This window comes from Microvirga aerilata, assembly GCF_016743775.1.
GTDB lineage: Bacteria > Pseudomonadota > Alphaproteobacteria > Rhizobiales > Beijerinckiaceae > Microvirga > Microvirga aerilata.
On record NZ_JAEQMY010000033.1, the window covers coordinates 15,112 to 35,808 of the forward strand.

A 20,697-nucleotide genomic window follows, 5' to 3' on the forward strand; every position below is an offset into this window, starting at 1 on the left:
CTCGCCTGCGGCTCGCCGGGGATGACAGCGACACACCTTCAGTGTCATTCCCGGCCGGAGCGTAGCGGAGGGGAAGGGAATCCACTCACCCGCACACCACTATGGATCCCCTTCCCGGCCTGCGGCCGCCGGGGATGACATTGCCCTGGGGCCAATGTCACTTGTTCGTGCGGCCCATCCGGCTCTGATCGACTCCGCCCTGGTCGTTGGTCTGGTTCTCGACGTCGCCCTGGAACGTCGATCCGCCGTCGAGATCGCGCGGATCCTCGCCGGCCATGGTGGCGCCTTTCGACCGTCCGATGCCGGGATCCACCTCGAGATCGCTGCGGGGGCGGTCCTGCGGCTGGGTCTTGGGATGCTTGCTCGTCACGAAGGCCTCCATCGTTCTCAAGACCGGTTCAACGGCAGGGGTGAGGCGTCGTTCCGTGCCATTGGAATTCCCCTGCTGAAGCTTTGACTTGACAAAAAGCCTTAAAAAACCACAGGTCGCGGCTCGCAACGTCGTATCCCAACACCTCTCCAGGCTCTCGCATGTCCAAGACCGTGTCTCCGCTCGCGCCTAAGTCGTTTCCGGCTCTTCCCGCCATCGAGGGCGTCAGGATCGCGACCGCGGAGGCCGGCATCCGCTACAAGAACCGGACGGACGTGCTCTATGTGACCCTGCCCAAGGACACGGCCGTCGCCGGCGTGTTTACCCGTTCCAAGTGCCCGTCGGCGCCGGTGGACTGGTGCCGCAAGAACCTTGCGAAGGGCACGGCCCGGGCGCTGGTGGTGAATTCCGGCAATGCCAACGCTTTCACCGGCAAGAGGGGCGCGGAAGCGGTGAAGCTCACCGCCGACATCGCTGCCGAAGCCGCCGGCTGCCGGGCCTCCCAGGTCTTCATCGCCTCCACCGGCGTCATCGGCGAGCCGCTGGACGCCGCCAAGTTCGAGGGCGTGCTCACCGCGTGCGAGAAGAAGGCGAAGCCCACCGCCTGGCTCGACGCCGCCAAGGCGATCATGACCACGGACACCTTCCCGAAGGTGGCGACCCGCACCGCCACCATCGGCGGCGTCGAGGTCACCCTGAACGGGATCGCCAAGGGCGCGGGCATGATCGCCCCCGACATGGCCACCATGCTGTCCTTCGTGTTCACCGACGCGCCGATTGCGGCCCCGGTGCTGCAGGCGCTTCTGAAGAAGGGCGCCGACAAGAGCTTCAACTGCGTGACGGTGGACAGCGATACCTCCACGTCCGACACGCTCCTGTTCTTCGCGACGGGCACGGCGGGGGCCAGGGGCGCTCCCACGATCTCGCTGCCGAGCGACCGGCGCCTCAAGGAGTTCCGCTCGGCGCTGGAAAGCCTCCTGTGCGATCTCGCCCAGCAGGTTGCCCGCGATGGCGAGGGCGCGCGCAAGTTCGTGACCGTGAAGGTGACCGGCGCCACAGGCGCGACATCCGCCAAGCGCATCGCCATGGCGATCGCCAACTCGCCGCTGGTGAAGACGGCGGTTGCGGGCGAGGACGCCAACTGGGGCCGCGTGGTCATGGCGGTCGGCAAGGCGGGCGAGCCTGCCGAGCGCGACAAGCTCGCCATCTGGTTCGGCGACATCCGCGTTGCCGTCAAAGGCGCGCGCGACCAGGAGTACGACGAGGCGAAGACCTCCGCCTATATGAAGGGCGACGAGATCACGATCCGCGTCGATCTGGGGTTGGGCCGGGGCGAGGCCACCGCTTGGACCTGCGACCTCACCAAGGCCTATGTGGAAATCAACGGCGATTACCGGAGCTGATCCCTATCAGGGGACAACGGTGATCTTCCGCTTGATGGTCACCCGCATCGGGCCGCCATATCGGCCCGTTCCGATGAAGGTATAGGCGAATGCGTCGGGCCCCTGATAGCCGGGCTTGGCCATGTAATAAGGCTTGAGTCCGTTAATTCCCGCCCTGCCGGTCCTGGGCTTTTGGGAAATGACGGTTTCGGTCACCGCCCCAGGAATGCCGTTGAGGTTGAAATAGCAGCCCTTGCCGGCCTTCACGGTCATCGGACCTTCGACCTCCGCGAGATCGCCATTGAAGTAGACGGGGTCCGCCGCGCAGTTCTGTGCTTTTGCTTCCGCCCCGAAGATCAGGCATCCGACGATGCCTGCAGCTGCGATGGAGAGGGACTTGCTCATGGGATCGCTCCTCAGCATTCATGCAATGATAAATTATTTCATAGGATTGTATGGCTTGGAAGCGGCATGGCAAGACGGTAGGAGGGCTGATCGGGAACGGGGCGTAACCCTGCGCGGATGGCCCGCCGAGGACGCTCACGAAATTCAGTTCGCGCCGCCCCGGAAACAGGTTAAGACACCGCCTCTGACCTCATTTTTCGCCATGCTCTAAAGCGGATTCTCGGCGTGTCCTCCATAAAGCTCACCCTCGTCGTTGCCGTCGCCCTCATCGACACCGACAACCGCATCCTTCTCGCGCAGCGCCCCGAGGGGAAGCAGCTGGCCGGCCTGTGGGAGTTTCCCGGCGGCAAGGTGGAGCCGGGCGAGCGGCCGGAGGAGACGCTGATCCGCGAATTGCGGGAGGAGCTCGGCATCGATGTGAAGGAACCGTGCCTCGCGCCGCTCACCTTCGCGAGCCACGCTTACGAGACCTTCCACCTGCTCATGCCGCTTTATGTCTGCCGCCGCTGGGAGGGCTTCGTGCAGCCGCTCGAGGGGCAGGGACTCAAATGGGTGAAGCCGCAGGAGCTGCGCGCCTATCCCATGCCGCCCGCCGATGAGCCGCTGATCCCTTTCCTCGTCGACCTCCTGGCCTGAGGTCGCGCATGTCCGCCACACCTGGCGAAGCCGCCGCGCTTCCCGCAGCCCCGACCGCGATCTTCTTGGCAGCGAACCTCCTCGTCTGCTCGATGCTGTGGTCCACCTCGTTCCTGTTCATCAAGCTGAGCGGAAGCATAAACCCCTTCGTGCTGGCCTCGATCCGTGGCCTCATCGGGGCATCGGCCCTCCTCGTGTGGTTCGCCGTGCAGGCCAAGAGCCTCCGGCCCGACAATGGCCAGTGGCACCATTGGGTGGTTCTCGGCACCCTCAACGGCTGGATTCCGAACGTTCTCGTGGCGCATGCGCTGACCCAGATCGGAACCGCTCCGGCGGCCATGATCCAAGCGTCGGGACCGCTCATCGTCGCGGTTCTGTCGCACCTGCTCTACGCGGACGAGCGGCTGACTGTGCGGCGCTTCGCCGGTGTGCTCGTCGGCCTTGCGGGAATGGGCATTCTCATCGGACCCGCGGCCCTGCCGGACAGCGGCATCAGCCCCTGGGGCGCACTGGCCATGGTGGCGACCGCTCTCAGCTATGCGACCGCAAACCTCTATGTCCGCTCGATCAGGCAGGCAGACCCGGCCCGCCTCGCTCTCGGTCAGCAGATCTGCTCCGCCATTCCGGCAACCGCGCTGGCGCTCGTCGTCACTGGCCCATCCGCCTTCGCAGGCGTGCCGAACAGCGCGGCGCCGCTGCTGGCGCTCGGCATCGTCTCCACCGCTCTGCCGATCCTGCTCTTCATGCGGCTCATCCGCCGCGCCGGTCCGACAAGAGCCTCGATGGTCGGGTATCTCCAGCCGGTCTGGGCGGCGGTCCTTGCCGTTCTCTTCCTCAACGAGAGCATAGGATTGCGCGAAATCATCGGCGGAGCCGTGGTGCTGTCGGGCGTCGCGATCGTGTCCTTGAGCGGGCGGTTCAGGCGAGCTGCTTGAGCGCCTCACGGGTGCTTGGCGGAATCTCGACCGACCGCTGGGTGGCGCGATCCACGTAGACATGAACGAAATGGCCCTGCGCTGCCGCTTGTGCGGCACACGCCTTGAAGATCCCGATCCGGTAGCGCACCGAGGAACGGCCGAGATGGTCGACCGCAAGACCGGCCTCCAGGGCATCGGGGAAGGCGACGCTCTCGAAATAGGTGCAGCCGGATTCGACGACGAGCCCGACGACCGGACTCTCGGCGATGGCAAGCAGGCCCTGCTCGACCAGCCAGCCGTTCACCGCCGTGTCGAAATACGAGTAGTAATGCACGTTGTTCACGTGCCCATAGGCGTCGTTGTCCATCCAGCGGGTGGCGATAGGGCGAAAAAGCCTGAAGGCGGCGCGGTCGGGACGCGTGGGGCGGTCTGCCATAGGCCTGTCACCAGGCCGCTTCGTAGATCGCGCGGGCATCCTGGAGGGTGAGCGGGCGCGGATTGTTCACCAGAAGCCGCGTCTGCTTCATGGCGTCTTCGGCCATCATCGGTACCGCATCCTGCGGGATGCCTACGTCGCGCAGGCGCGGCTGCAGCCCGACCTTTTCGCACAAGGACGCGAGCGCCTCGACGAAGGCCGATCCTGTGGCGTGACCCTCAAGGTCCGGGAAGGCGAGGGGCGCGAGTTCCGCGTAAGATCGCTCGCAGGCGCTCGCATTGAAGCGCAGCACATGCGGCAGCACGAGGGCGTTGGAGAGCCCGTGCGGGATGCCGAAATGGCCGCCGATGGGATAGGCCAGGGCATGCACCGCCGCGACCGGAGAATTGGCGAAAGCCTGGCCTGCCAGCATCGAGCCGAGCAGCATGGCGGAGCGTGCCTCCAGGTCCCCTCCCTGGTGCACCGCCCGCTCGATGTTGCGGCCCAGCAACCGCAGTGCTTCCTTGGCCAGGGCCTGCGACACCGGATTGTTGTTGGCGCTCGTCGACGTATAGGCCTCGATGGCGTGAACCATCGCGTCGATGCCGGTGGCGGCCGTCACGTGGGGCGGCAGGTTCACGGTCAGATCGGGATCGAGGAGCGCGATGTCCGGGATGATCAGGGGCGAGACCACGCCCTTCTTCTCGTGTGCGCCGGTGGTGACGATGGAGATCGGCGTCACCTCCGATCCGGTGCCGGCCGTGGTGGGGATGGCGAGCAGGGGAAGCCTGGGCCCCTTCGCCAGACCGACGCCGTAGATGTCGGGCAGGCTCTCGCCGCCCACCGCCAGCAGCGCCACGAGCTTTGCCACATCGATGGACGAGCCGCCGCCGAAGCCGATGACGGCTCGTGCCTCGAAATCCCTCGCCCGAGCGACGGCTGCGAGCACCACATCCTCGGGCGGGTCGGCGACCACCGCGTCGAACACGTCGACGGCGACCCCGGCCTCTTCCAGCGAATGCAGGGCCGGCCCGACCAGCCCGGCTTTCACGAGCCCGGCATCCGTGACGAGCGCCACCCGGGGCCCGAGGCGCTGGGCTGCGATCTCGCCCAATCGGGCGATGCTGCCGGAGCCGAAGATGAGCGAGGGGGCGGTGTTGAAGATGAACGGCGACATGGGGGGTTCCCAAGATGGGGGCTTTGCGCCGGAGATTGCCTTGGGGCTGCCGCGGCAGCAACCCGCATCCTCTAGGCCATTGGGAGAATGGTCTAGTCGGTGAACTCCTCGATGGCGTCCACCCGGTCAGGATAGAAGGCGAGATGCTCCTTGATGGCGGCAACCGAGGAGGCCGGCTCCTCATAGCTCCAGGCCGCGTTCTCCCGCACCAGACCGCCGCCGTTGGCGGTGAAATAGGATGCATCGCCCTTGTACGGGCAATGGGTCTTGTGATCCGTCGGATCCATGAGGTCCATGCGCACGTCCTCGCGGGGAATGTACTGCACGGGCGGATAGGAGGCTTCCTGAAGGGTCAGGGCCTGCGTGGTCTCGGCGATGATGAAGCCGCCGAGCATGACCCGGATGCGGTTGGGGTTCTTCGTGATGGTGATCGGATGATCCGGCCCGGGCTCTTTCATGATTCGTCCTCTCTGGGAATGCGTCTGGAGAACGAAAGACACGGCAGCCCGGTTGCAACCGGACGCGAAGGCTCATTCCCCCTTCGGGTTGACCGGAGCTGCGCCCTCCTTGACGCCCAGGGCATCGGCCAGACGCACCTTGGCGGAGCCTGGACGCAGGGGCTTCTGCTGGCTTTCATGGGGGGTCCAGCCGGACAGCCAGACGATCTCGAAGGTTGCCGGAATGCGCCCGTCAGGCTCGCCGAAGCGCTCCGCGTAGATCTCTGCGGCGCGGATCAGGGTGGCGCGCCGCAGGGGGGTTCTGCGACGATCCTGGAGGGCGTTGGTCAGCCCCATCTGGCGCAGGTCGCGCATGAGCGCGAAGGCATTGGCGTAGCGCACCCGGACGATGTCGGAATCGGCGACCGGGAGCGCGAAGCCTGCCCGCTGGAGCAGGCCGCCGATGTCGCGCAGGTCGGCAAAGGGCGCCACGCGCGGGCTCACGCCGCCCTCGATCTCCGCCTCCGCCTGCGTCAGGGCCTGGCGCAGCTCGGTGAGCGTCGTGCCGCCCAGGAGGGCCCCGACGAACAGCCCATCGGGCTTGAGGGCCCGGCGGATCTGGACCAGGGAGCCCGGCAGATCGTTGACGCCCTGCAGGGCCAGAAGGGAGACCGCGAGGTCGAAACGCTCCCCCGAAAAGGGCAGGCGCTCCTCGTCTCCCAGAACGCTTCCGGGCTCCGCCACCGGCGACAGGCGGATTACGGTTTCGGCCCGTCCGCTCCGGCGCAGGGCATCCGCTGCGGCGGGGGTGGGCGTTCCCACATCCAGAGCAAAGGAGAATGACCGCAGCACCGTGGACAACCGCTCCTCCAGATCCTCGACGGCGCGGACCAGGAGAAAATCGGCATAGCCCTGCCGGAGCGCTCGCGACAGGCGGCGGCGGACGAGAGGGCGGTCGAAGACGAGGGGCGTGCTCATGAGAGGCTCGATATGGCGTCTGCCGATGCCGGAACCAAGGGTCTTCTGGCCGATCCGGCGAAAGAGGTGTCAGGAGGCCGTCCATCGGCTAAGCTTGCCCCATGAGCGAGCCCCTTGACGCCGAGCCGGTCCGGCTGAACCTGCGCCTCCGTCGGGGTGCGCGAGCGGCTTGGGGCGCGGCGCTCGGTCTCCTCTACCCGCCCACCTGCATCGCCTGCCAGGCCGCGACGGGGGAGCCCCATGCCCTGTGCGCGGCCTGCTGGGCTGGAATCCGCTTCATCGAGCGCCCCTTCTGCGAACGGCTGGGAACGCCCTTCGCCGTCGACCTCGGCCAGCCGCTGCTTTCGCCTGCCGCCATCGCCGATCCGCCGGTGTTCGAGCGCGCCCGGGCCGTGGCCGAATACGACGGCACGGCAAGCCTTCTCGTGCATCGGCTCAAATACGATGACCGGCTCGAGCTGGCGCGCGCCCTGGGCCTCATGATGAGCCGGGCCGGCGCGGAGCTGCTGCGGGAGGCGGACGTGATCGTTCCCGTGCCCCTGCACCGCTGGCGCCTCTGGCGGCGGCGCTTCAACCAGGCGATGGCGCTGGCCAAGGCCGTGTCGGCCCAGAGCGGTGTCGCCTGCGACCCGTTTCTGCTTGCCCGCGTGAAACGCACCCGCCGGCAGGTCGGCCTCACCAAGGCGCAGCGACAGGTGAACCTCCAGGGCGCCTTCCGTGCGCCCGAGGAGGCCAGGGCGCGGCTCAAGGGCAAGCGGGTGCTCCTCGTCGACGATGTGCTCACCACGGGCTCCACCGCCAACGCCGCCTCCCGGGCGCTGCTGCGGGGCGGCGCGGCGTCCGTGGACGTCCTGGCCTTCGCCAGGGTCGTGCAGGAGTTGTGAAGAAGCCCGAAGGCTTCCTATATCCTCCCCATCAATGGAGACCTCGATCATGCCGTCCATCACGATCTACACGAAGAGCTGGTGCCCCTACTGCTCGGCCGCCAAGAAGCTTCTCGACGAGAAAGGCGCAGCCTTCACGGAGATCGACATCGAGAAGAAGCCGGAAGCCCGCGCCGAGATGATCCAGAAGGCGGGCGGCCGCTCCACGGTGCCGCAGATCTTCATCGGCGAAAAGCATGTGGGCGGCTGCGACGACCTGTATGCCCTCGATGACAGGGGTGAGCTGCAACGGTTGCTCGCGGCCTGAAATCGCGGCCGCATGATGCATCGAAGCGACAGGCGGCCCTGATTTTGAGAACAGGCGGACCAATCCGCTTGCGATATATAATATTGTTTGAGAAAGTCGCGCCTTGGATCTTCCATGGGCAGACATGCGCACTTTCAGCTTTATCCTTCTTCTCGGCGCTTTGGCGGTAGCAGGCTGCAATACCACCGGCTCGACAATGAGCACCAAGGTGGTTCTGAACGGCAGGACCCTGAAGGTCGATACCTGGGGCTCCCTTAATCCGGAATGCGTCTCGACAGGATCAACCAGCATCCGGGTTCTAGAGCAACCCAGGAACGGGCGTATCGAGATCAAGGAGGCGATGGATTTCTCCACTTACCCGAAGGACAACATTCGCGCCCATTGCAACGCGAAACGCACCCCGGCAACCCAGGTGCTCTATACTCCGTCGCCCGGGTACAAAGGCCCCGACACCTTTCAGGTCGAGGGAATTTTTCCGAACGGCTCAACGAGAATAACCCGCTACTCACTGGATGTCCGGTAAGGGCGGGCCAGAGGGCTTAGCAGGGTACCCGGCTCTGGACAGGCAGGCCTTTTAGGGCCTTATTACGGGCCTGACGGAGACCAAACCCCATGACCCAAGCCCGCTTCACCGCCGCCTGCATCCAGATGCGCTCCGGGCGCGACGTCCTGAAGAACCGCGACGCCGCGGTTGGCCTCATCCGTGAGGCTGCCGACCGGGGCGCGCATTTCGCCCAGACCCCCGAGATGACGTCTCTCGTGTGCCGGGACCGGGCCGAGCTCTTCGACAAGGTCGGGCCCGAGGCGCAGGACCCGGTCCTGGCGGCCGTGCGCGAGGTGGCGCGGGAGCGGGGCATCGTGGTCCAGATCGGGTCCATTGCCGTGAAGGAGGGCGACAAGGTCGCCAACCGCGCCTTCCTGATCGGCCAGGATGGGGAGGTGATCGCCTCCTACGACAAGATCCACCTCTACGACGTGGACCTGCCGAACGGCGAGAGCTGGCGCGAATCGGCCACCTATACGGGCGGCGCCTGGGCGGTCGCCGCCGAGACGCCCTGGGGCTATCTCGGCCTGACCATCTGCTACGACGTGCGCTTCGCGGCCCTCTACAAGGCGCTCGCCGAGAACGGCGCCTCCTTCCTGTCGGCTCCCGCCGCCTTCACCAAGCAGACCGGCGAAGCCCATTGGCATGTGCTGCACCGGGCACGCGCCATCGAGACGGGCTCCTTCATGATCTCCGCCGCTCAAGGGGGCCTGCACGAGGACGGCCGCGAGACCTATGGCCATTCGCTGATCGTCGATCCCTGGGGCCGGGTTCTGGCGGAAGCCGGCACGGAGCCGGGCGTGATCCTGGCCGAGATCGACACCGCTCTCGTGGCCGAGGTGCGCGGCCGCATCCCGACCCTCAAGAACGCCCGACCCTTCAAGGTCGAGGTCGTGCCCACCATCGAGATCGAGCGGGCGGCAACCGCCTGATCCCTTCCCTTTTGGCCCCCAAGCCCATACTTCCCAAAGGACATGATCAAGTACGCCCTGGCCTGCGAGCAGGCCCACGCATTCGAGAGCTGGTTTCCCTCAAGCGACGCGTTCGAGACGCAGCGCAAGCGCGGCTTCGTGACGTGCCCGTTCTGCAACTCGGCCAAGGTCGAGAAGCAGATCATGGCGCCCTCGGTGGCGCGCACCGACAAGGCCCCCGCCCCGGCAGCGCCGGAAACCCAGCCCGTGGCGGTTCTGTCCGAGAAGGAAAGGGACATCCGCGCCGCGCTGCGGGCCCTGCGCGACCATGTGCTGAAGAATTCGGAGAACGTGGGCAAGGGCTTCGTCGAGGAGGCCCGCAAGATGCATTACGGCGAGACGGAGGAGCGCTCGATCTACGGCGAGGCGGATCTCGCCGAGGCCCGGGCGCTCCTGGAGGAAGGCATCGACGTGCTGCCGATTCCTGTCGTGCCCGACGACAGGAACTAGCGCCGGGGTTCGTCCGGTTGGAGGCCGGACGAAAGCCTACTTCTTCGGCACGATCATCTCCACGCCGAGATGCGTGTCGCCCTTGAAGGCCCAGATGCTCTTGTAGGCCCCTTTGTTGTCATCGTCCTCGACGAGGAGAGCCGTGCCGCTGGAACCCTTGCTCGTGAAGCTTGCCGCCATCACGCGCTCGTCGCCGATCGCAAAGCCGTCGTATCTTTCGCCTGCGATGTTCCAGGTGAGCTTGAACGTGTCCTTGCTCGTTTGAACGATGGTCAGCGTGCCCTTGTAACCGGAGTCAGGTTCGCCGTTGTTGCCCTCGACCGTGTAGACGCCAGGCCCGCCTGCCATGGCCGGAAGGCTCATGCCCATGGCAAGCCCCATCAAGGCCAGCCCAAACAATTTCGATTTCATCATGTGTATCCCCTGCCCAATGGGCCTTCAAAGAAAGACTGGTTCAGCGCTGATAGGTGAATGTGGAGATCTTGCAGACGTCGACCGCGCGTCTCACGTGGGAGCTGCCGTCCGTGAAAACGGCCTTGAAGTCGAACTTGCAGGCGCCGGTGCCGTCATCGATATCGATGTCGAAGACCTCCCCGTTGGCCAAGGTGTCCTCGCCCAGGATGTCTTCTTCCCAATCGTCGGTTCCGGTCGCGGAAGCATAGAATTCCGTCAGCGTCTTTCCGGTCTCGTTGACGATGTCGACATGCCGGTTTGCAGCAGCGGCTGCAGTGAGAGCGGACACGGCAAAAAAGCCGGTCACGGCGAGTGCTCTGATGATCTTCAAGGTTTGCCCCTCAGGTAACGATGGCGGCAGGATCGCCCTGCCAAATGCACCCAAGTTACAACGAGCCTAGCTGTTGGGGACTTTTATTGTCTCGGCTTAGCCGGATGCGTGCCCCGAATAGCATAGCTTACCTTAAGGAAATACATCCATCTCACCGGGAATTTGTTCTCCTTGGCTTGGAGCGCGGTCCCTTCCGGATCTCGACCTTTGGAACCTCTGCCCCATCTGACCCTCACGCTCGACCCAGGACATCTTCCAGTAGGACCTCCCTTGGCGGTTTTCTTCACCAGCGACACCCACTTCGGCGATCCTCGCGTGCTGCGGATCGACAAGCGGCCCTTCAAGACGATCCCCGAGCATGACGAGGCGCTCATCGCCCATTGGAACGAGACCGTCTCACCTGACGACGAGGTCTGGCATCTGGGCGACTTCGCTCTGCATGTGCGCCCGGAGCGGATCGACGGCCTGCTGGGGCAGCTCAACGGTCGCAAGCACCTGATCACCGGCAACAACGATGGCGCCGCGACCCTTGCGGCGAAGGGCTGGGAGAGCGTGCAGGCCTATGCGGAACTCGTGCTCGAGGGGCACGCCGTCGTGATGTGCCACTACGCCTTCCGCACCTGGAAGAACATGGGCCGGGGCTGGATCGACCTGCACGGGCACTCCCACGGAAAGCTCAAGCCCCAGACGCGGCAATACGATGTGGGCGTCGACGCCTGGGACTACCGGCCCGTGACCCTGGAGACCGTGCTCGGCACCCGCCGCCGGCGCCTGCCCGCCAAAACCGCCTGATCCAGCAGAGTTGCTCCTGGTTTTGTTATTGGACCCGCACGAGCCTGGAAGCTTTATCCGAACCATTCGCCGCATGACCGGTTTGGGTCACAAGGAGTTATCGATGGATCAGCCGGGAAACAGCCTGAAGCCTGCACGACGCGTCTCACTGATGCGCCGGTTCTTCGACAGCGAGGCGTCCGGCGGCATGATCCTCATGGGTGTGACGGTGATCGCGCTTGCGGTCGCCAACTCGCCCCTTGCCGATGCCTATTTCGGCCTTCTCAAGACCTATGTCCTGGGCTTGAGCGTCCTGCACTGGATCAACGACGCGCTCATGGCCGTGTTCTTCCTGCTGGTGGGGCTCGAGATCAAGCGCGAGATGCTCGACGGACAGCTCTCCACCTGGCCGCGCCGGGTTCTGCCCGGGATCGCGGCTCTAGGCGGCATGGTCGTGCCGGCACTGGTTTATCTGGCGATCACCTGGAACGAGCCGCATCTTCGCCACGGCTGGGCGATTCCAGCCGCCACCGACATCGCCTTCGCCCTCGGCGTGCTGGCGATCCTGGGCTCCCGCGTGCCCACTTCGCTCAAGATCTTCCTGACGGCGCTCGCGATCCTCGACGATCTCGGCGCGATCATCATCATCGCCCTTTTCTATACGAGCGACCTCTCGCTCGCGATGCTGGCCGCGGCCGGCTTGTGCCTTCTCGTGCTGGTGGCCTTCAACCGTTTCGGCATCACCACGCTCCTGCCCTACCTGGCCGTGGGTGCGGCTCTGTGGTTCTTCGTCCTGAAATCGGGCATCCATGCCACGCTCGCCGGTGTCGCGCTTGCGCTCACGATCCCGCTCCACGCCAACCCCAAGAAGACAAGAGCCGAGGACGCACCCCTTCATCGGCTGGAGCACGCGCTTCATGGATGGGTGGCCTATGCCATCATTCCGATCTTCGGCTTCGCCAATGCGGGCGTGTCGCTCTCCGGCCTCTCCCTCGACGCCGTCCTGAGCCCCCTGCCGCTGGGCATCGCCATGGGTCTCTTCATCGGCAAGCAGGTGGGCGTCTATGCTTTCTCCCATGCGGCCATTCACTTCGGCTTTGCCGATGTGCCGGCCGGCGCCACGCGTATCCAGTGTTACGGCGTCGCGCTCCTGTGCGGCATCGGCTTTACCATGAGCCTGTTCATCGGGGCGCTGGCCTTCCCGGGCCAGCCGGAGCTGGGGGATGCCACCAAGATCGGCGTTCTCATGGGCTCCGCCCTGTCGGCGCTCGCGGGCTATCTTCTGCTCAGCGTCGCGCCTCGGGAGCAGCCGCTCCAGCCTTCGAGGCCAGCAGCATATAATTGACGGCCGTGTCGCCCGACAGGGACCAGCTGTCCCGCAGCGGGTTGTAAGCCACGCCCTTGAGATCGTTCACCGCAAAGCCGGCGGTTTCGATGGCGGAGGTCAGCTCCTCGGGGGTGACGAACCTGTCCCATTCGTGGGTGCCCTTGGGGAGCCAGCCCAGGATGTACTCGGCGCCCACGATGGCGGAAGCAAAGGAGCGCAGGGTCCTGTTGATGGTCGCCATGGCAAGGCAGCCGCCGGGCTTCACCGCCTGCGTGCAGGCGTTCACGAAGGCCTGCCGGTCCGCCACGTGCTCCACCACCTCCATGGCGAGCACCATGTCGAAGGTTTCGCCGCGCGCGACCACCGCCTCCACGGTCTCGTTGCGATAATCGACGATCACCCCTGCACGCTCCGCATGGAGCCGGGCGACCGAGATGTTGGTGGGAGCAGGATCGAGCCCGGTGACGCGGGCGCCCAGGCGTGCGAGCGGCTCCGAGAGTACGCCGCCGCCGCAGCCCACATCCAGGATGGCGATCCCCTCGAGCGAGCGGGCGGAGCGTGGGTCGCGTCCGAAGCGGCGGCAGGCCTCGTCGCGGATATAGGCCAAGCGCACCGGATTGAACCGGTGCAGCACCTTCATGGGCCCCTTCGGATCCCACCACGTGCTGGCGATCCCTTCGAAACGGGCGACCTCGGCCGGGTCGATGGTCGTGGATGCGCCGGTGGACATGCCGGTGGACATGGCGGACTCCTTATTTTCTTTCCCTTGAGGAAAGACAACGAAACAGCGCGTTGACAGGGCGCACCCCTGCCGTCATGTATACGCGCCTTTTCGCGGCGCGAAGGGGCAAAATTCATTTCCCCTCACCACGGCCTCCCCTGCCCATGCCCCGTCTCGTCATGAAGTTCGGCGGAACATCCGTCGCCACCGTAGAGCGCATCCGCAACGTGGCGCGGCACGTCAAACGCGAGGTCGAGGCGGGCTATGACGTCGCCGTGGTGGTGTCCGCCATGGCAGGCAAGACCAACGAGCTCGTCGGCTGGGTAAAGGACGCCTCGGCCCTCTACGACTCGAAGGAGTACGACGTGGTCGTGGCCTCCGGCGAGCAGGTGACCTCCGGCCTCCTGGCGCTGGCCTTGCAGGAAATGGGCCTCAAGGCCCGCTCCTGGCAGGGATGGCAGATCCCGATCATGACCTCCGAGGCCCATGGCTCGGCGCGAATCGCCGCCATCGACGGCACGGGGATCCTCAAGGGTTTCACCGACAACAAGGAAGTTGCCGTCGTGTCCGGCTTCCAGGGGGTGCACCAGCCGACGGGGCGCATCACGACCCTGGGGCGCGGCGGCTCGGACACCAGCGCCGTGGCGTTGGCGGCCGCCGTTCAGGCGGAGCGCTGCGACATCTATACGGATGTGGACGGCGTCTACACCACCGATCCGCGCATCGTGCCCAAGGCCCGGCGCCTGGATCGGGTTTCTTACGAGGAGATGCTGGAAATGGCCTCGCTGGGGGCCAAGGTGCTGCAGGTGCGCTCGGTCGAGCTCGCCATGATGCACCGGGTGCCCACCTATGTGCGCTCCAGCTTCGACGATCCCGCCGATCCCAAGCTCGGCACCCTCATCTGCGACGAGGAAGACATCATGGAACAGCAGGTTGTCACGGGCATCGCCTATTCGCGCGACGAAGCCCAGATCACGCTGCGGGACATTGCGGACAAGCCGGGCATCGCCGCTTCGATCTTCGTGCCCCTGGCCGACGCCAACATCAACGTGGACATGATCATCCAGGTGGTGTCCGACAACGCCGCCACCACGGACCTGACGTTTACGGTGCCCACCGCCGATTACGAGCGGGCCTGCGCGCTCCTGAACGAGCGCCGGAACGAGATCGCCTTCAAGGAACTCCAGGGGGCGACCGATGTTGTGAAGGTCTCGGCCATCGGCGTCGGCATGCGCAGCCATGCGGGCGTTGCGGCGAGAGCCTTCAAGGCCTTGGCGGACAAGGGCATCAATATCCGGGCGATCACGACCTCTGAGATTAAGTTCTCAGTCCTGATCGAATCCGCCTATACGGAACTTGCGGTGCGCACGCTCCACTCGCTATACGGCCTTGATCAAGCCTGATTGACGAGTGATCTGTCGGGCTGCGACACTCAAGCGACGTAGCCGCCGGTCCGCCTCGCCGGCTCCAAAGGACGGGAACTGATAAGCTCATGCCCAGCGCTCCCGGCGGTCCGCGCCTTCTGTTGCGCCGCCTCCGCGAGATCATGGCGGAGCCGGTCGGGGCGCAGGACCGTCTCGACAAGATCGTCACCCAGATCGCCGCCAACATGGTGGCGGAGGTGTGCTCCGTCTATGTGATGCGCGGCGACGGGGTTCTCGAGCTTTTCGCCACCGAGGGCCTGAACCGGGAAGCCGTCCACCTCACCGTCATGCGATCGGGCGAGGGCCTGGTCGGCCTCATCGCCTCGACGGCGGAGCCCCTGGCCCTTTCCGACGCCCAGAGCCACCCGGCCTTCTCCTACAAGCCCGAGACGGGCGAGGAGATCTACCACGCCTTTCTGGGCGTGCCGCTGCTTCGCGCCGGCAACACGCTCGGCGTTCTCGTCGTCCAGAACCGCACCTACCGGGCCTATGCGGAAGAGGAGATCGAGGCTCTTCAGACCACCGCCATGGTGGTGGCCGAGATGCTTGCCTCGGGCGAGCTGCAGGCCCTGGCGCCGGTGGACACCGGCATCGCCCTGCGCCGCCCGGTCTATCAGAAGGGCGTCGCCCTGGCCGACGGCGTGGGCCTGGGCCATGTGGTGCTGCATGAGCCCCGCGTGGTGGTCAAGAACCTCATCGCCGAGAATGTGGAATCGGAGCTGAAGCGGCTGGATGCGGCCATCGGCGAGGTCAGGACCTCCATCGACGAGCTGATCGAACGCGGCGATGTGGCCCATCACGGCGAACACCGGGAGGTTCTGGAAACCTTCCGCATGTTCGCCCATGACCAGGGCTGGCTCCGGCGCATGCGCGAGGCGGTCACCTCGGGCCTGACGGCGGAAGCCGCCGTGGAGCGGGTGCAGTCCGACAACCGCGCCCGCATGCTGCGCCAGACCGATCCGTACCTGCGCGAGCGCCTGCACGATCTCGACGATCTCGCCAACCGCCTCCTGCACCGCCTCGTGGGGCGCGACCTGGTGGTGGAGCGCGGCCTTCTGCCGGAAAACGCCATCCTGGTGGCCCGCTCCATGGGGCCTGCGGCGCTCCTCGACTACGACCGCTCGCGCCTGCGCGGCCTCGTGCTCGAAGAGGGCGGCCCCACGAGCCACATCGCCATCGTGGCTCGCGCCCTTGGCATTCCAGCGGTCGGCGAGGTGTCGAACGCCACATCCCTCACGGAGCCCGGTGATGCCATCATCGTCGATGGCGCAGCGGGCGAGGTGCAGATCCGCCCGAACCCGGACGTCGAGGCAGCCTATGCGGAGAAGGCGCGCCTGCGGGCGCGGCGCCAGGAGCAATATCTCAAGCTTCGGGACGTGCCCTCCGTCACCAAGGACGGCGTCGAGATCACCCTGCAGCTCAATGCGGGCCTCGTGGTCGACCTGCCGCATCTGGCGGAGACGGGAGCAGCCGGCGTCGGGTTGTTTCGCACAGAACTGCAATTCATGATCGCGGCCAGAATGCCCTCGGCCTCCGAGCAGCAGGCCCTCTACAGCACGGTCTTTACGGAAGCCGGCGACCGGCCCGTCACCTTCCGCACCCTCGACATCGGCGGCGACAAGATTCTGCCCTACATGCAGTCGGTGGAGGAAGAAAACCCGGCCCTGGGCTGGCGCGCCATCCGCATCGGGCTCGACCGCCCGGGCCTGCTGCGCGCCCAGATCCGCGCCCTGCTCAAGGCCGCGGCCGGACGCCCCTTGAAGATCATGTTCCCGATGGTGGCGACCTGCGACGAGTTCGAGCGCGCCAAGCAGACCGTGGAGCGGGAGAAGTCGCATCTGGCCAACCATGGCCACCCCCTGCCGTCGGACCTGAAGCTCGGGGTCATGCTGGAGGTCCCGTCCCTCCTGTTCCAGCTCAGGGAAATCTGCGAAAGCGCGGATTTCATCTCGCTGGGCACCAACGACCTGATGCAGTTCCTCTTCGCAATCGATCGCGAGAACCGGCGGGTGTCGGATCGTTTCGACCCTTTGAGCGCGCCCATGCTGCGCGCCTTGAGCATGGTCGCCGAACAGGCGCAGGCCTCAGGCTGCCATGCGACCGTCTGCGGCGAGATCGGCGGACGGCCCCTTGAGGCCATGGCCCTGATCGCGCTCGGCTACCGATCGCTTTCCATGTCCCCGGCCTCCATCGGCCCGGTGAAGGCGATGCTGCTCGAGATGAATGTCGCGGAGATCAGCGCCCTTGTCCGCGAGGAGCTGATGAATGCCGGAAGCGGCGATACGCTGCGGCCGAAGCTTGCCCATTTTGCGGAAACCCATGGTATTCCGGTCTGATGACGATTGCGCCTCCCTCTGATCGCCTGAATGCTATTCTGGCCCGCCATGACATCATCACGGCGACCCTGAATGCCGGGCCCGACCCTGAAACCTTTGTCGCCCTCTCCCGCGAGCTCGCCGAGCTCGACGGGGTGGTGGAGGCCATCCGGGCCTACCGGGCCATGGAGGACAACCTGAAGGGTCTCCACGCCCTTCTCAACGATGCCGCGACGGATTCCGAGATGCGCTCGCTCGTCGAGGACGAGCTGCCGGGGGCTCGGGACAGCGTGGAAAAGGCCGCGCAGGACCTGCGCATCATGCTGCTGCCCCGGGACGAGGCGGACGAGAAGAGCGCCATCCTCGAGATCCGCGCCGGCACCGGCGGCGACGAGGCTGCCCTCTTCGCCGGCGACCTGCTGCGCATGTACACCCGCTATGCCGACCTGAAAGGCTGGAAGGTCGAGATCGTGTCCGAAAGCGAGGGCACGGCGGGCGGCTACAAGGAGGTGGTGGCCGAGATCAAGGGCCGCGGGGTGTTCGCGCGCCTGAAGTTCGAGAGCGGCGTCCACCGGGTCCAACGGGTGCCGGATACGGAAACGCAGGGGCGCATCCACACCTCCGCCGCCACCGTCGCCGTCCTGCCGGAAGCCGAGGACGTGGACATCGTCCTAAACGACGCGGACCTGAAGATCGACACCATGCGGGCCCAAGGCGCCGGCGGCCAGCACGTGAACAAGACCGAGTCGGCGATCCGCATCACCCATATCCCCACCGGCATGGTGGTGTTCGTTCAGGACGAGCGCTCCCAGCACAAGAACCGCGCCCGCGCCATGACCCTGCTGCGCGCCCGCCTCTACGACGCCGAGCGCACCGCCAAGGACGCGGCCCGCGCCGCCGACCGCAAGGCGCAGGTGGGCTCGGGCGACCGCTCGGAGCGCATCCGCACCTACAACTTCCCCCAAGGGCGCGTAACCGACCACCGGATCAACCTCACCCTCTACAAGCTCGAAGAGGTGATCAGCGGCAATGCCCTGGACGAGCTGATCGACGCCATCGTGACGGAGCATCAGGCGGCCCAGCTCGCGGCCCAGGATCAGGCGGCATGATCGAAGGCAGGGTCGGGGGCAAGCTCCCGGGGCGCGCTCAGGCGCTCAGGGAGCTGCGCCGGACCTTGAGTGAAGCCGGGTTCGAGACGGCGGCCCTGGATGCCCGCCTGCTCCTTCTGACAGCTCTCGGCATTTCAGCGACGGATCTTATCGCTTGGCCCGACACCCCCCTGTCACCCGGTCAGGCCGAGACCCTCGCCTCCTATACGGGCCGGCGTCTCGCCCATGAGCCGGTGGCCCGGATCATCGGCGAGCGCGAGTTCTGGGGCCTGCTCTTCCGGCTCTCCCCCGAAACCCTCGTGCCGCGGCCCGATACCGAGACCGTCGTCGAGACGGCGCTGGCCCTGCTCCCCGACCGGCGCGCCCCCCTGCGGATCGTGGATTTCGGCACCGGATCGGGCTGCATTCTTGTCGCCCTCCTGCATGAGCTGCCGTATGCGACGGGTGTCGGGATCGACCTGTCCTTCGGGGCTCTTAGCACGGCCCGCGACAATGCCCTTGCCAATGGGGTCGGCGCGCGCAGCCATTTCGCCCTCTCCCGCTGGGCTGACGCGATGTCCGGCTCCTTCGACCTGATCGTCTCGAACCCGCCCTACATCGCCTCGGCCGTGATCCCCACCCTCGACCGGGAGGTGCGGCTCCACGATCCACAGCTTGCCCTGGACGGTGGCCCGGACGGCCTGGAGCCTTACCGGGTTCTCCTGGGGGAGGCAGGCCGGCTGCTCGGCCCCGAGGGCCTGCTTGTGGTCGAGATCGGATACGATCAGGCCGAGAGCCTGAAAGGCCTGGCGGCCGCTCACGGCCTTGAAATCCTGAGGATCGCGCACGATTTAACGGGGACACCCCGCTGCATCGCCATGAAGCGATCGTGATCGACAAGATGAGGGAATCTCGTCACAACGGGGAGAAATTCTGAAATATCCCTTGTTGGACCGAGCGGAACCCGCTAGATTCAGGCATAGAGATCGTCCTCGGTCTAAACAAATCGGCGGCTCCCACGGGGAGAACGCCGGAAGACCAAACGATATCAATCGCGCAGGCAGGGGCTTTTGAACGAACAGCCACGCGCGATCATCTGAACCCGACACTGAAGGATGGCCAGGCTTTTCCAAAGGCTGTGGCTGAACGACAGACGGTTTGCCACGCGAACGGTGGGCGTTGAGCCCGTTCGGTGAACATTGGCTTGCATATCGCGTGGGCTTGAAGAACCAGCGAGGCTCGTAGAGCGAAAATGAGACCAGGACAAAACAGGCGTATGCGCGGTCGTAACAACAACAACCGCAGTAACAACAACAAGGGCCCCAATCCCTTGACCAAGAGCTACGAGTCCAATGGGCCGGATGTAAAAATCCGCGGCACGGCTCAGCATATCGCCGAGAAATACAGCCAGCTCGCCCGCGACGCTCAGTCCAGCGGCGATCCGGTGGCGGCCGAGAACTATTTCCAGCACGCCGAGCATTACTTCCGCATCATCGCTGCCGCCCAGGAGCAGCTGCGCGAGCAGTACGGCTACCAGCAGCGTTCCTTTGACGAGGAAGGCGGCGACGAGGACGGCTTCGCCCAGGGCGAGCGCGGGGGCTTCGACCGGCAGGACTTCGGCAACGGCGAAGATTCCGATCTCGGATCCCAGCCGCAGCCTTACGAGAACCGGGCCGACCGCCCTGCCCGCTTCGACCGCGGCGAGCGTCAGGACAGGGGCGACCGGCAGGATCGGGGCGACCGTCCCGAGCGTAACGACCGGCAGGACCGCCCGGACCGTCGTGAGCGCTTCCAGCGCGATCGCGGCCCGCGTCAGGACTTCCAGCAGCGCGACGACCAGCCCTTCGAGGCACGGTCCGACAATGGCGAGCGCAACGAGCGCCCGGCCCGTTTCGACCGGAGCGAGCGTCAGGACCGGGCCGACCGCCCTGAACGTCAGGACCGCCCTGAGCGTCAAGATCGTCCCGAGCGTCAGGATCGTCCTGAGCGTCAGGACAGGCCTGAGCGCAACGACCGCTTCGAGCGCGCGGACCGTCCCGAGCGGGGCGAGCGCCGTGAGCGCTTCCAGCGCGACCGGCGCCGCGACGAGGCCGATGCCCCCGAGCAGCCCAGCCTGCCGGCCTTTCTGACGAACCCGGTCCGCACTCCGGCTCCCGTTGCGGCCGAGGAGGCCCGGCCTGCCGCTCCGGTTGTGCAGGAAGCGGCCAACGACGAGGCCGTGCCCCGTCCGCGCCGCCGCCGCCGCACCCGCCAGGAGATGATCGACGCGGCCAATGCCGAGAACGCCGGCTTCGCCTCCGATCCGGTCGAGACCCCGGCCGCCGAATAAGGCGGGCGGATTAAGGAATACGAAAAGGGAGAGCCAGGCTCTCCCTTTTTTGTTGCCTGCTTGAG

At 66.0% G+C, this 20,697-nt stretch carries 24 protein-coding genes; 15 read left to right on the forward strand and 9 right to left on the reverse strand.

Annotated elements, in window-relative coordinates:
• Window positions 1-157 precede the first annotated feature (157 nt).
• A complete protein-coding gene (locus tag JKG68_RS19025) occupies window positions 158-370 on the reverse strand; it encodes a hypothetical protein (protein WP_202062698.1) in 213 nt (70 codons plus the stop codon).
• Window positions 371-531: 161 nt separating this feature from the next.
• On the opposite strand from JKG68_RS19025, the gene argJ reads away from it, so the two are divergent.
• A complete protein-coding gene (gene argJ / locus JKG68_RS19030) occupies window positions 532-1,773 on the forward strand; it encodes a bifunctional glutamate N-acetyltransferase/amino-acid acetyltransferase ArgJ (protein ID WP_202062700.1) in 1,242 nt (413 codons plus the stop codon).
• Window positions 1,774-1,779: 6 nt separating this feature from the next.
• Here argJ and JKG68_RS19035 read toward each other — a convergent pair whose 3' ends face one another.
• Window positions 1,780-2,157, reverse strand: a complete 378-nt coding sequence (locus JKG68_RS19035; protein ID WP_202062701.1) for a hypothetical protein — start codon at window positions 2,155-2,157, stop codon at window positions 1,780-1,782.
• Window positions 2,158-2,382: 225 nt separating this feature from the next.
• On the opposite strand from JKG68_RS19035, the gene JKG68_RS19040 reads away from it, so the two are divergent.
• Together JKG68_RS19040 and JKG68_RS19045 are read left to right on the forward strand one after the other, a co-directional pair.
• Window positions 2,383-2,793, forward strand: a complete 411-nt coding sequence (locus JKG68_RS19040) for a (deoxy)nucleoside triphosphate pyrophosphohydrolase (protein WP_202062703.1) — start codon at window positions 2,383-2,385, stop codon at window positions 2,791-2,793.
• 8 nt (window positions 2,794-2,801) lie between these two features.
• On the forward strand, window positions 2,802-3,728 hold the full coding sequence (locus tag JKG68_RS19045) for a DMT family transporter (protein WP_202062705.1): 927 nt from the start codon (window positions 2,802-2,804) through the stop codon (window positions 3,726-3,728).
• On the opposite strand, the gene JKG68_RS19050 is transcribed toward JKG68_RS19045, so the two are convergent.
• The 4 genes from JKG68_RS19050 to JKG68_RS19065 form a co-directional block, all read right to left on the reverse strand.
• Complete coding sequence (locus JKG68_RS19050) at window positions 3,712-4,146, reverse strand: acyl-CoA thioesterase (protein ID WP_202062707.1); 435 nt, start codon at window positions 4,144-4,146, stop codon at window positions 3,712-3,714. The two genes, JKG68_RS19045 and JKG68_RS19050, sit on opposite strands and share 17 nt — an antisense overlap.
• Before the next feature lie 7 nt (window positions 4,147-4,153).
• Window positions 4,154-5,302: an iron-containing alcohol dehydrogenase gene (locus JKG68_RS19055; RefSeq protein ID WP_202062709.1), complete on the reverse strand. Its 1,149-nt coding sequence runs from the start codon at window positions 5,300-5,302 to the stop codon at window positions 4,154-4,156.
• Between the two features lie 92 nt (window positions 5,303-5,394).
• Window positions 5,395-5,760 carry a DUF427 domain-containing protein gene (locus tag JKG68_RS19060; RefSeq protein ID WP_202062711.1) on the reverse strand — a complete coding sequence of 122 codons (366 nt, stop codon included), beginning with the start codon at window positions 5,758-5,760 and terminating at the stop codon, window positions 5,395-5,397.
• 72 nt (window positions 5,761-5,832) lie between these two features.
• On the reverse strand, window positions 5,833-6,717 hold the full coding sequence (locus JKG68_RS19065; RefSeq protein ID WP_202062713.1) for a methyltransferase domain-containing protein: 885 nt from the start codon (window positions 6,715-6,717) through the stop codon (window positions 5,833-5,835).
• 101 nt (window positions 6,718-6,818) lie between these two features.
• Here JKG68_RS19065 and JKG68_RS19070 point away from each other — a divergent pair, with 101 nt between their 5' ends.
• From JKG68_RS19070 to JKG68_RS19090, 5 genes are all read left to right on the forward strand, one after another.
• Window positions 6,819-7,601 (forward strand): ComF family protein, encoded by a 783-nt coding sequence (locus JKG68_RS19070; RefSeq protein ID WP_202062715.1) that lies wholly within the window; start codon window positions 6,819-6,821, stop codon window positions 7,599-7,601.
• A gap of 49 nt (window positions 7,602-7,650) precedes the next feature.
• Window positions 7,651-7,908, forward strand: a complete 258-nt coding sequence (grxC, locus tag JKG68_RS19075; RefSeq protein ID WP_202062717.1) for a glutaredoxin 3 — start codon at window positions 7,651-7,653, stop codon at window positions 7,906-7,908.
• Window positions 7,909-8,032: 124 nt separating this feature from the next.
• Window positions 8,033-8,431, forward strand: coding sequence for a hypothetical protein (locus tag JKG68_RS19080; RefSeq protein ID WP_202062719.1), 399 nt, complete (start codon window positions 8,033-8,035; stop codon window positions 8,429-8,431).
• An 89-nt stretch (window positions 8,432-8,520) separates the two neighbouring features.
• Window positions 8,521-9,384 carry a carbon-nitrogen hydrolase family protein gene (locus JKG68_RS19085; protein ID WP_202062721.1) on the forward strand — a complete coding sequence of 288 codons (864 nt, stop codon included), beginning with the start codon at window positions 8,521-8,523 and terminating at the stop codon, window positions 9,382-9,384.
• A gap of 42 nt (window positions 9,385-9,426) precedes the next feature.
• The gene (locus JKG68_RS19090) at window positions 9,427-9,873 is read left to right on the forward strand and encodes a DUF1178 family protein (protein WP_202062723.1); all 447 of its coding nucleotides are present in this window, start codon (window positions 9,427-9,429) and stop codon (window positions 9,871-9,873) included.
• 36 nt (window positions 9,874-9,909) lie between these two features.
• Here JKG68_RS19090 and JKG68_RS19095 read toward each other — a convergent pair whose 3' ends face one another.
• Window positions 9,910-10,287 (reverse strand): hypothetical protein, encoded by a 378-nt coding sequence (locus JKG68_RS19095; RefSeq protein ID WP_202062725.1) that lies wholly within the window; start codon window positions 10,285-10,287, stop codon window positions 9,910-9,912.
• A gap of 40 nt (window positions 10,288-10,327) precedes the next feature.
• On the reverse strand, window positions 10,328-10,657 hold the full coding sequence (locus JKG68_RS19100; RefSeq protein WP_210346384.1) for a hypothetical protein: 330 nt from the start codon (window positions 10,655-10,657) through the stop codon (window positions 10,328-10,330).
• A 270-nt stretch (window positions 10,658-10,927) separates the two neighbouring features.
• On the opposite strand from JKG68_RS19100, the gene JKG68_RS19105 reads away from it, so the two are divergent.
• Both JKG68_RS19105 and nhaA read left to right on the forward strand, forming a co-directional pair.
• On the forward strand, window positions 10,928-11,449 hold the full coding sequence (locus JKG68_RS19105) for a metallophosphoesterase family protein (RefSeq protein WP_202062727.1): 522 nt from the start codon (window positions 10,928-10,930) through the stop codon (window positions 11,447-11,449).
• Window positions 11,450-11,552: 103 nt separating this feature from the next.
• The gene (gene nhaA, locus JKG68_RS19110; protein WP_202062729.1) at window positions 11,553-12,773 is read left to right on the forward strand and encodes a Na+/H+ antiporter NhaA; all 1,221 of its coding nucleotides are present in this window, start codon (window positions 11,553-11,555) and stop codon (window positions 12,771-12,773) included.
• On the opposite strand, the gene ubiG is transcribed toward nhaA, so the two are convergent.
• Window positions 12,715-13,485, reverse strand: coding sequence for a bifunctional 2-polyprenyl-6-hydroxyphenol methylase/3-demethylubiquinol 3-O-methyltransferase UbiG (ubiG, locus tag JKG68_RS19115; RefSeq protein WP_202062782.1), 771 nt, complete (start codon window positions 13,483-13,485; stop codon window positions 12,715-12,717). The genes nhaA and ubiG overlap by 59 nt on opposite strands.
• A gap of 155 nt (window positions 13,486-13,640) precedes the next feature.
• Here ubiG and JKG68_RS19120 point away from each other — a divergent pair, with 155 nt between their 5' ends.
• From JKG68_RS19120 to JKG68_RS19140, 5 genes are all read left to right on the forward strand, one after another.
• The gene (locus tag JKG68_RS19120) at window positions 13,641-14,879 is read left to right on the forward strand and encodes an aspartate kinase (RefSeq protein ID WP_202062731.1); all 1,239 of its coding nucleotides are present in this window, start codon (window positions 13,641-13,643) and stop codon (window positions 14,877-14,879) included.
• An 89-nt stretch (window positions 14,880-14,968) separates the two neighbouring features.
• Entirely contained in the window at window positions 14,969-17,236 is a 2,268-nt protein-coding gene (ptsP, locus tag JKG68_RS19125; RefSeq protein WP_202062733.1) for a phosphoenolpyruvate--protein phosphotransferase, read from the forward strand.
• Window positions 17,236-18,324, forward strand: coding sequence for a peptide chain release factor 1 (prfA, locus tag JKG68_RS19130; protein ID WP_202062736.1), 1,089 nt, complete (start codon window positions 17,236-17,238; stop codon window positions 18,322-18,324). The genes ptsP and prfA overlap by 1 nt, the downstream gene beginning before the upstream one ends.
• The gene (gene prmC, locus JKG68_RS19135) at window positions 18,321-19,196 is read left to right on the forward strand and encodes a peptide chain release factor N(5)-glutamine methyltransferase (protein ID WP_202062738.1); all 876 of its coding nucleotides are present in this window, start codon (window positions 18,321-18,323) and stop codon (window positions 19,194-19,196) included. The genes prfA and prmC overlap by 4 nt, the downstream gene beginning before the upstream one ends.
• Before the next feature lie 383 nt (window positions 19,197-19,579).
• A complete protein-coding gene (locus tag JKG68_RS19140; protein ID WP_246515596.1) occupies window positions 19,580-20,632 on the forward strand; it encodes a DUF4167 domain-containing protein in 1,053 nt (350 codons plus the stop codon).
• Window positions 20,633-20,697 lie beyond the last annotated feature (65 nt).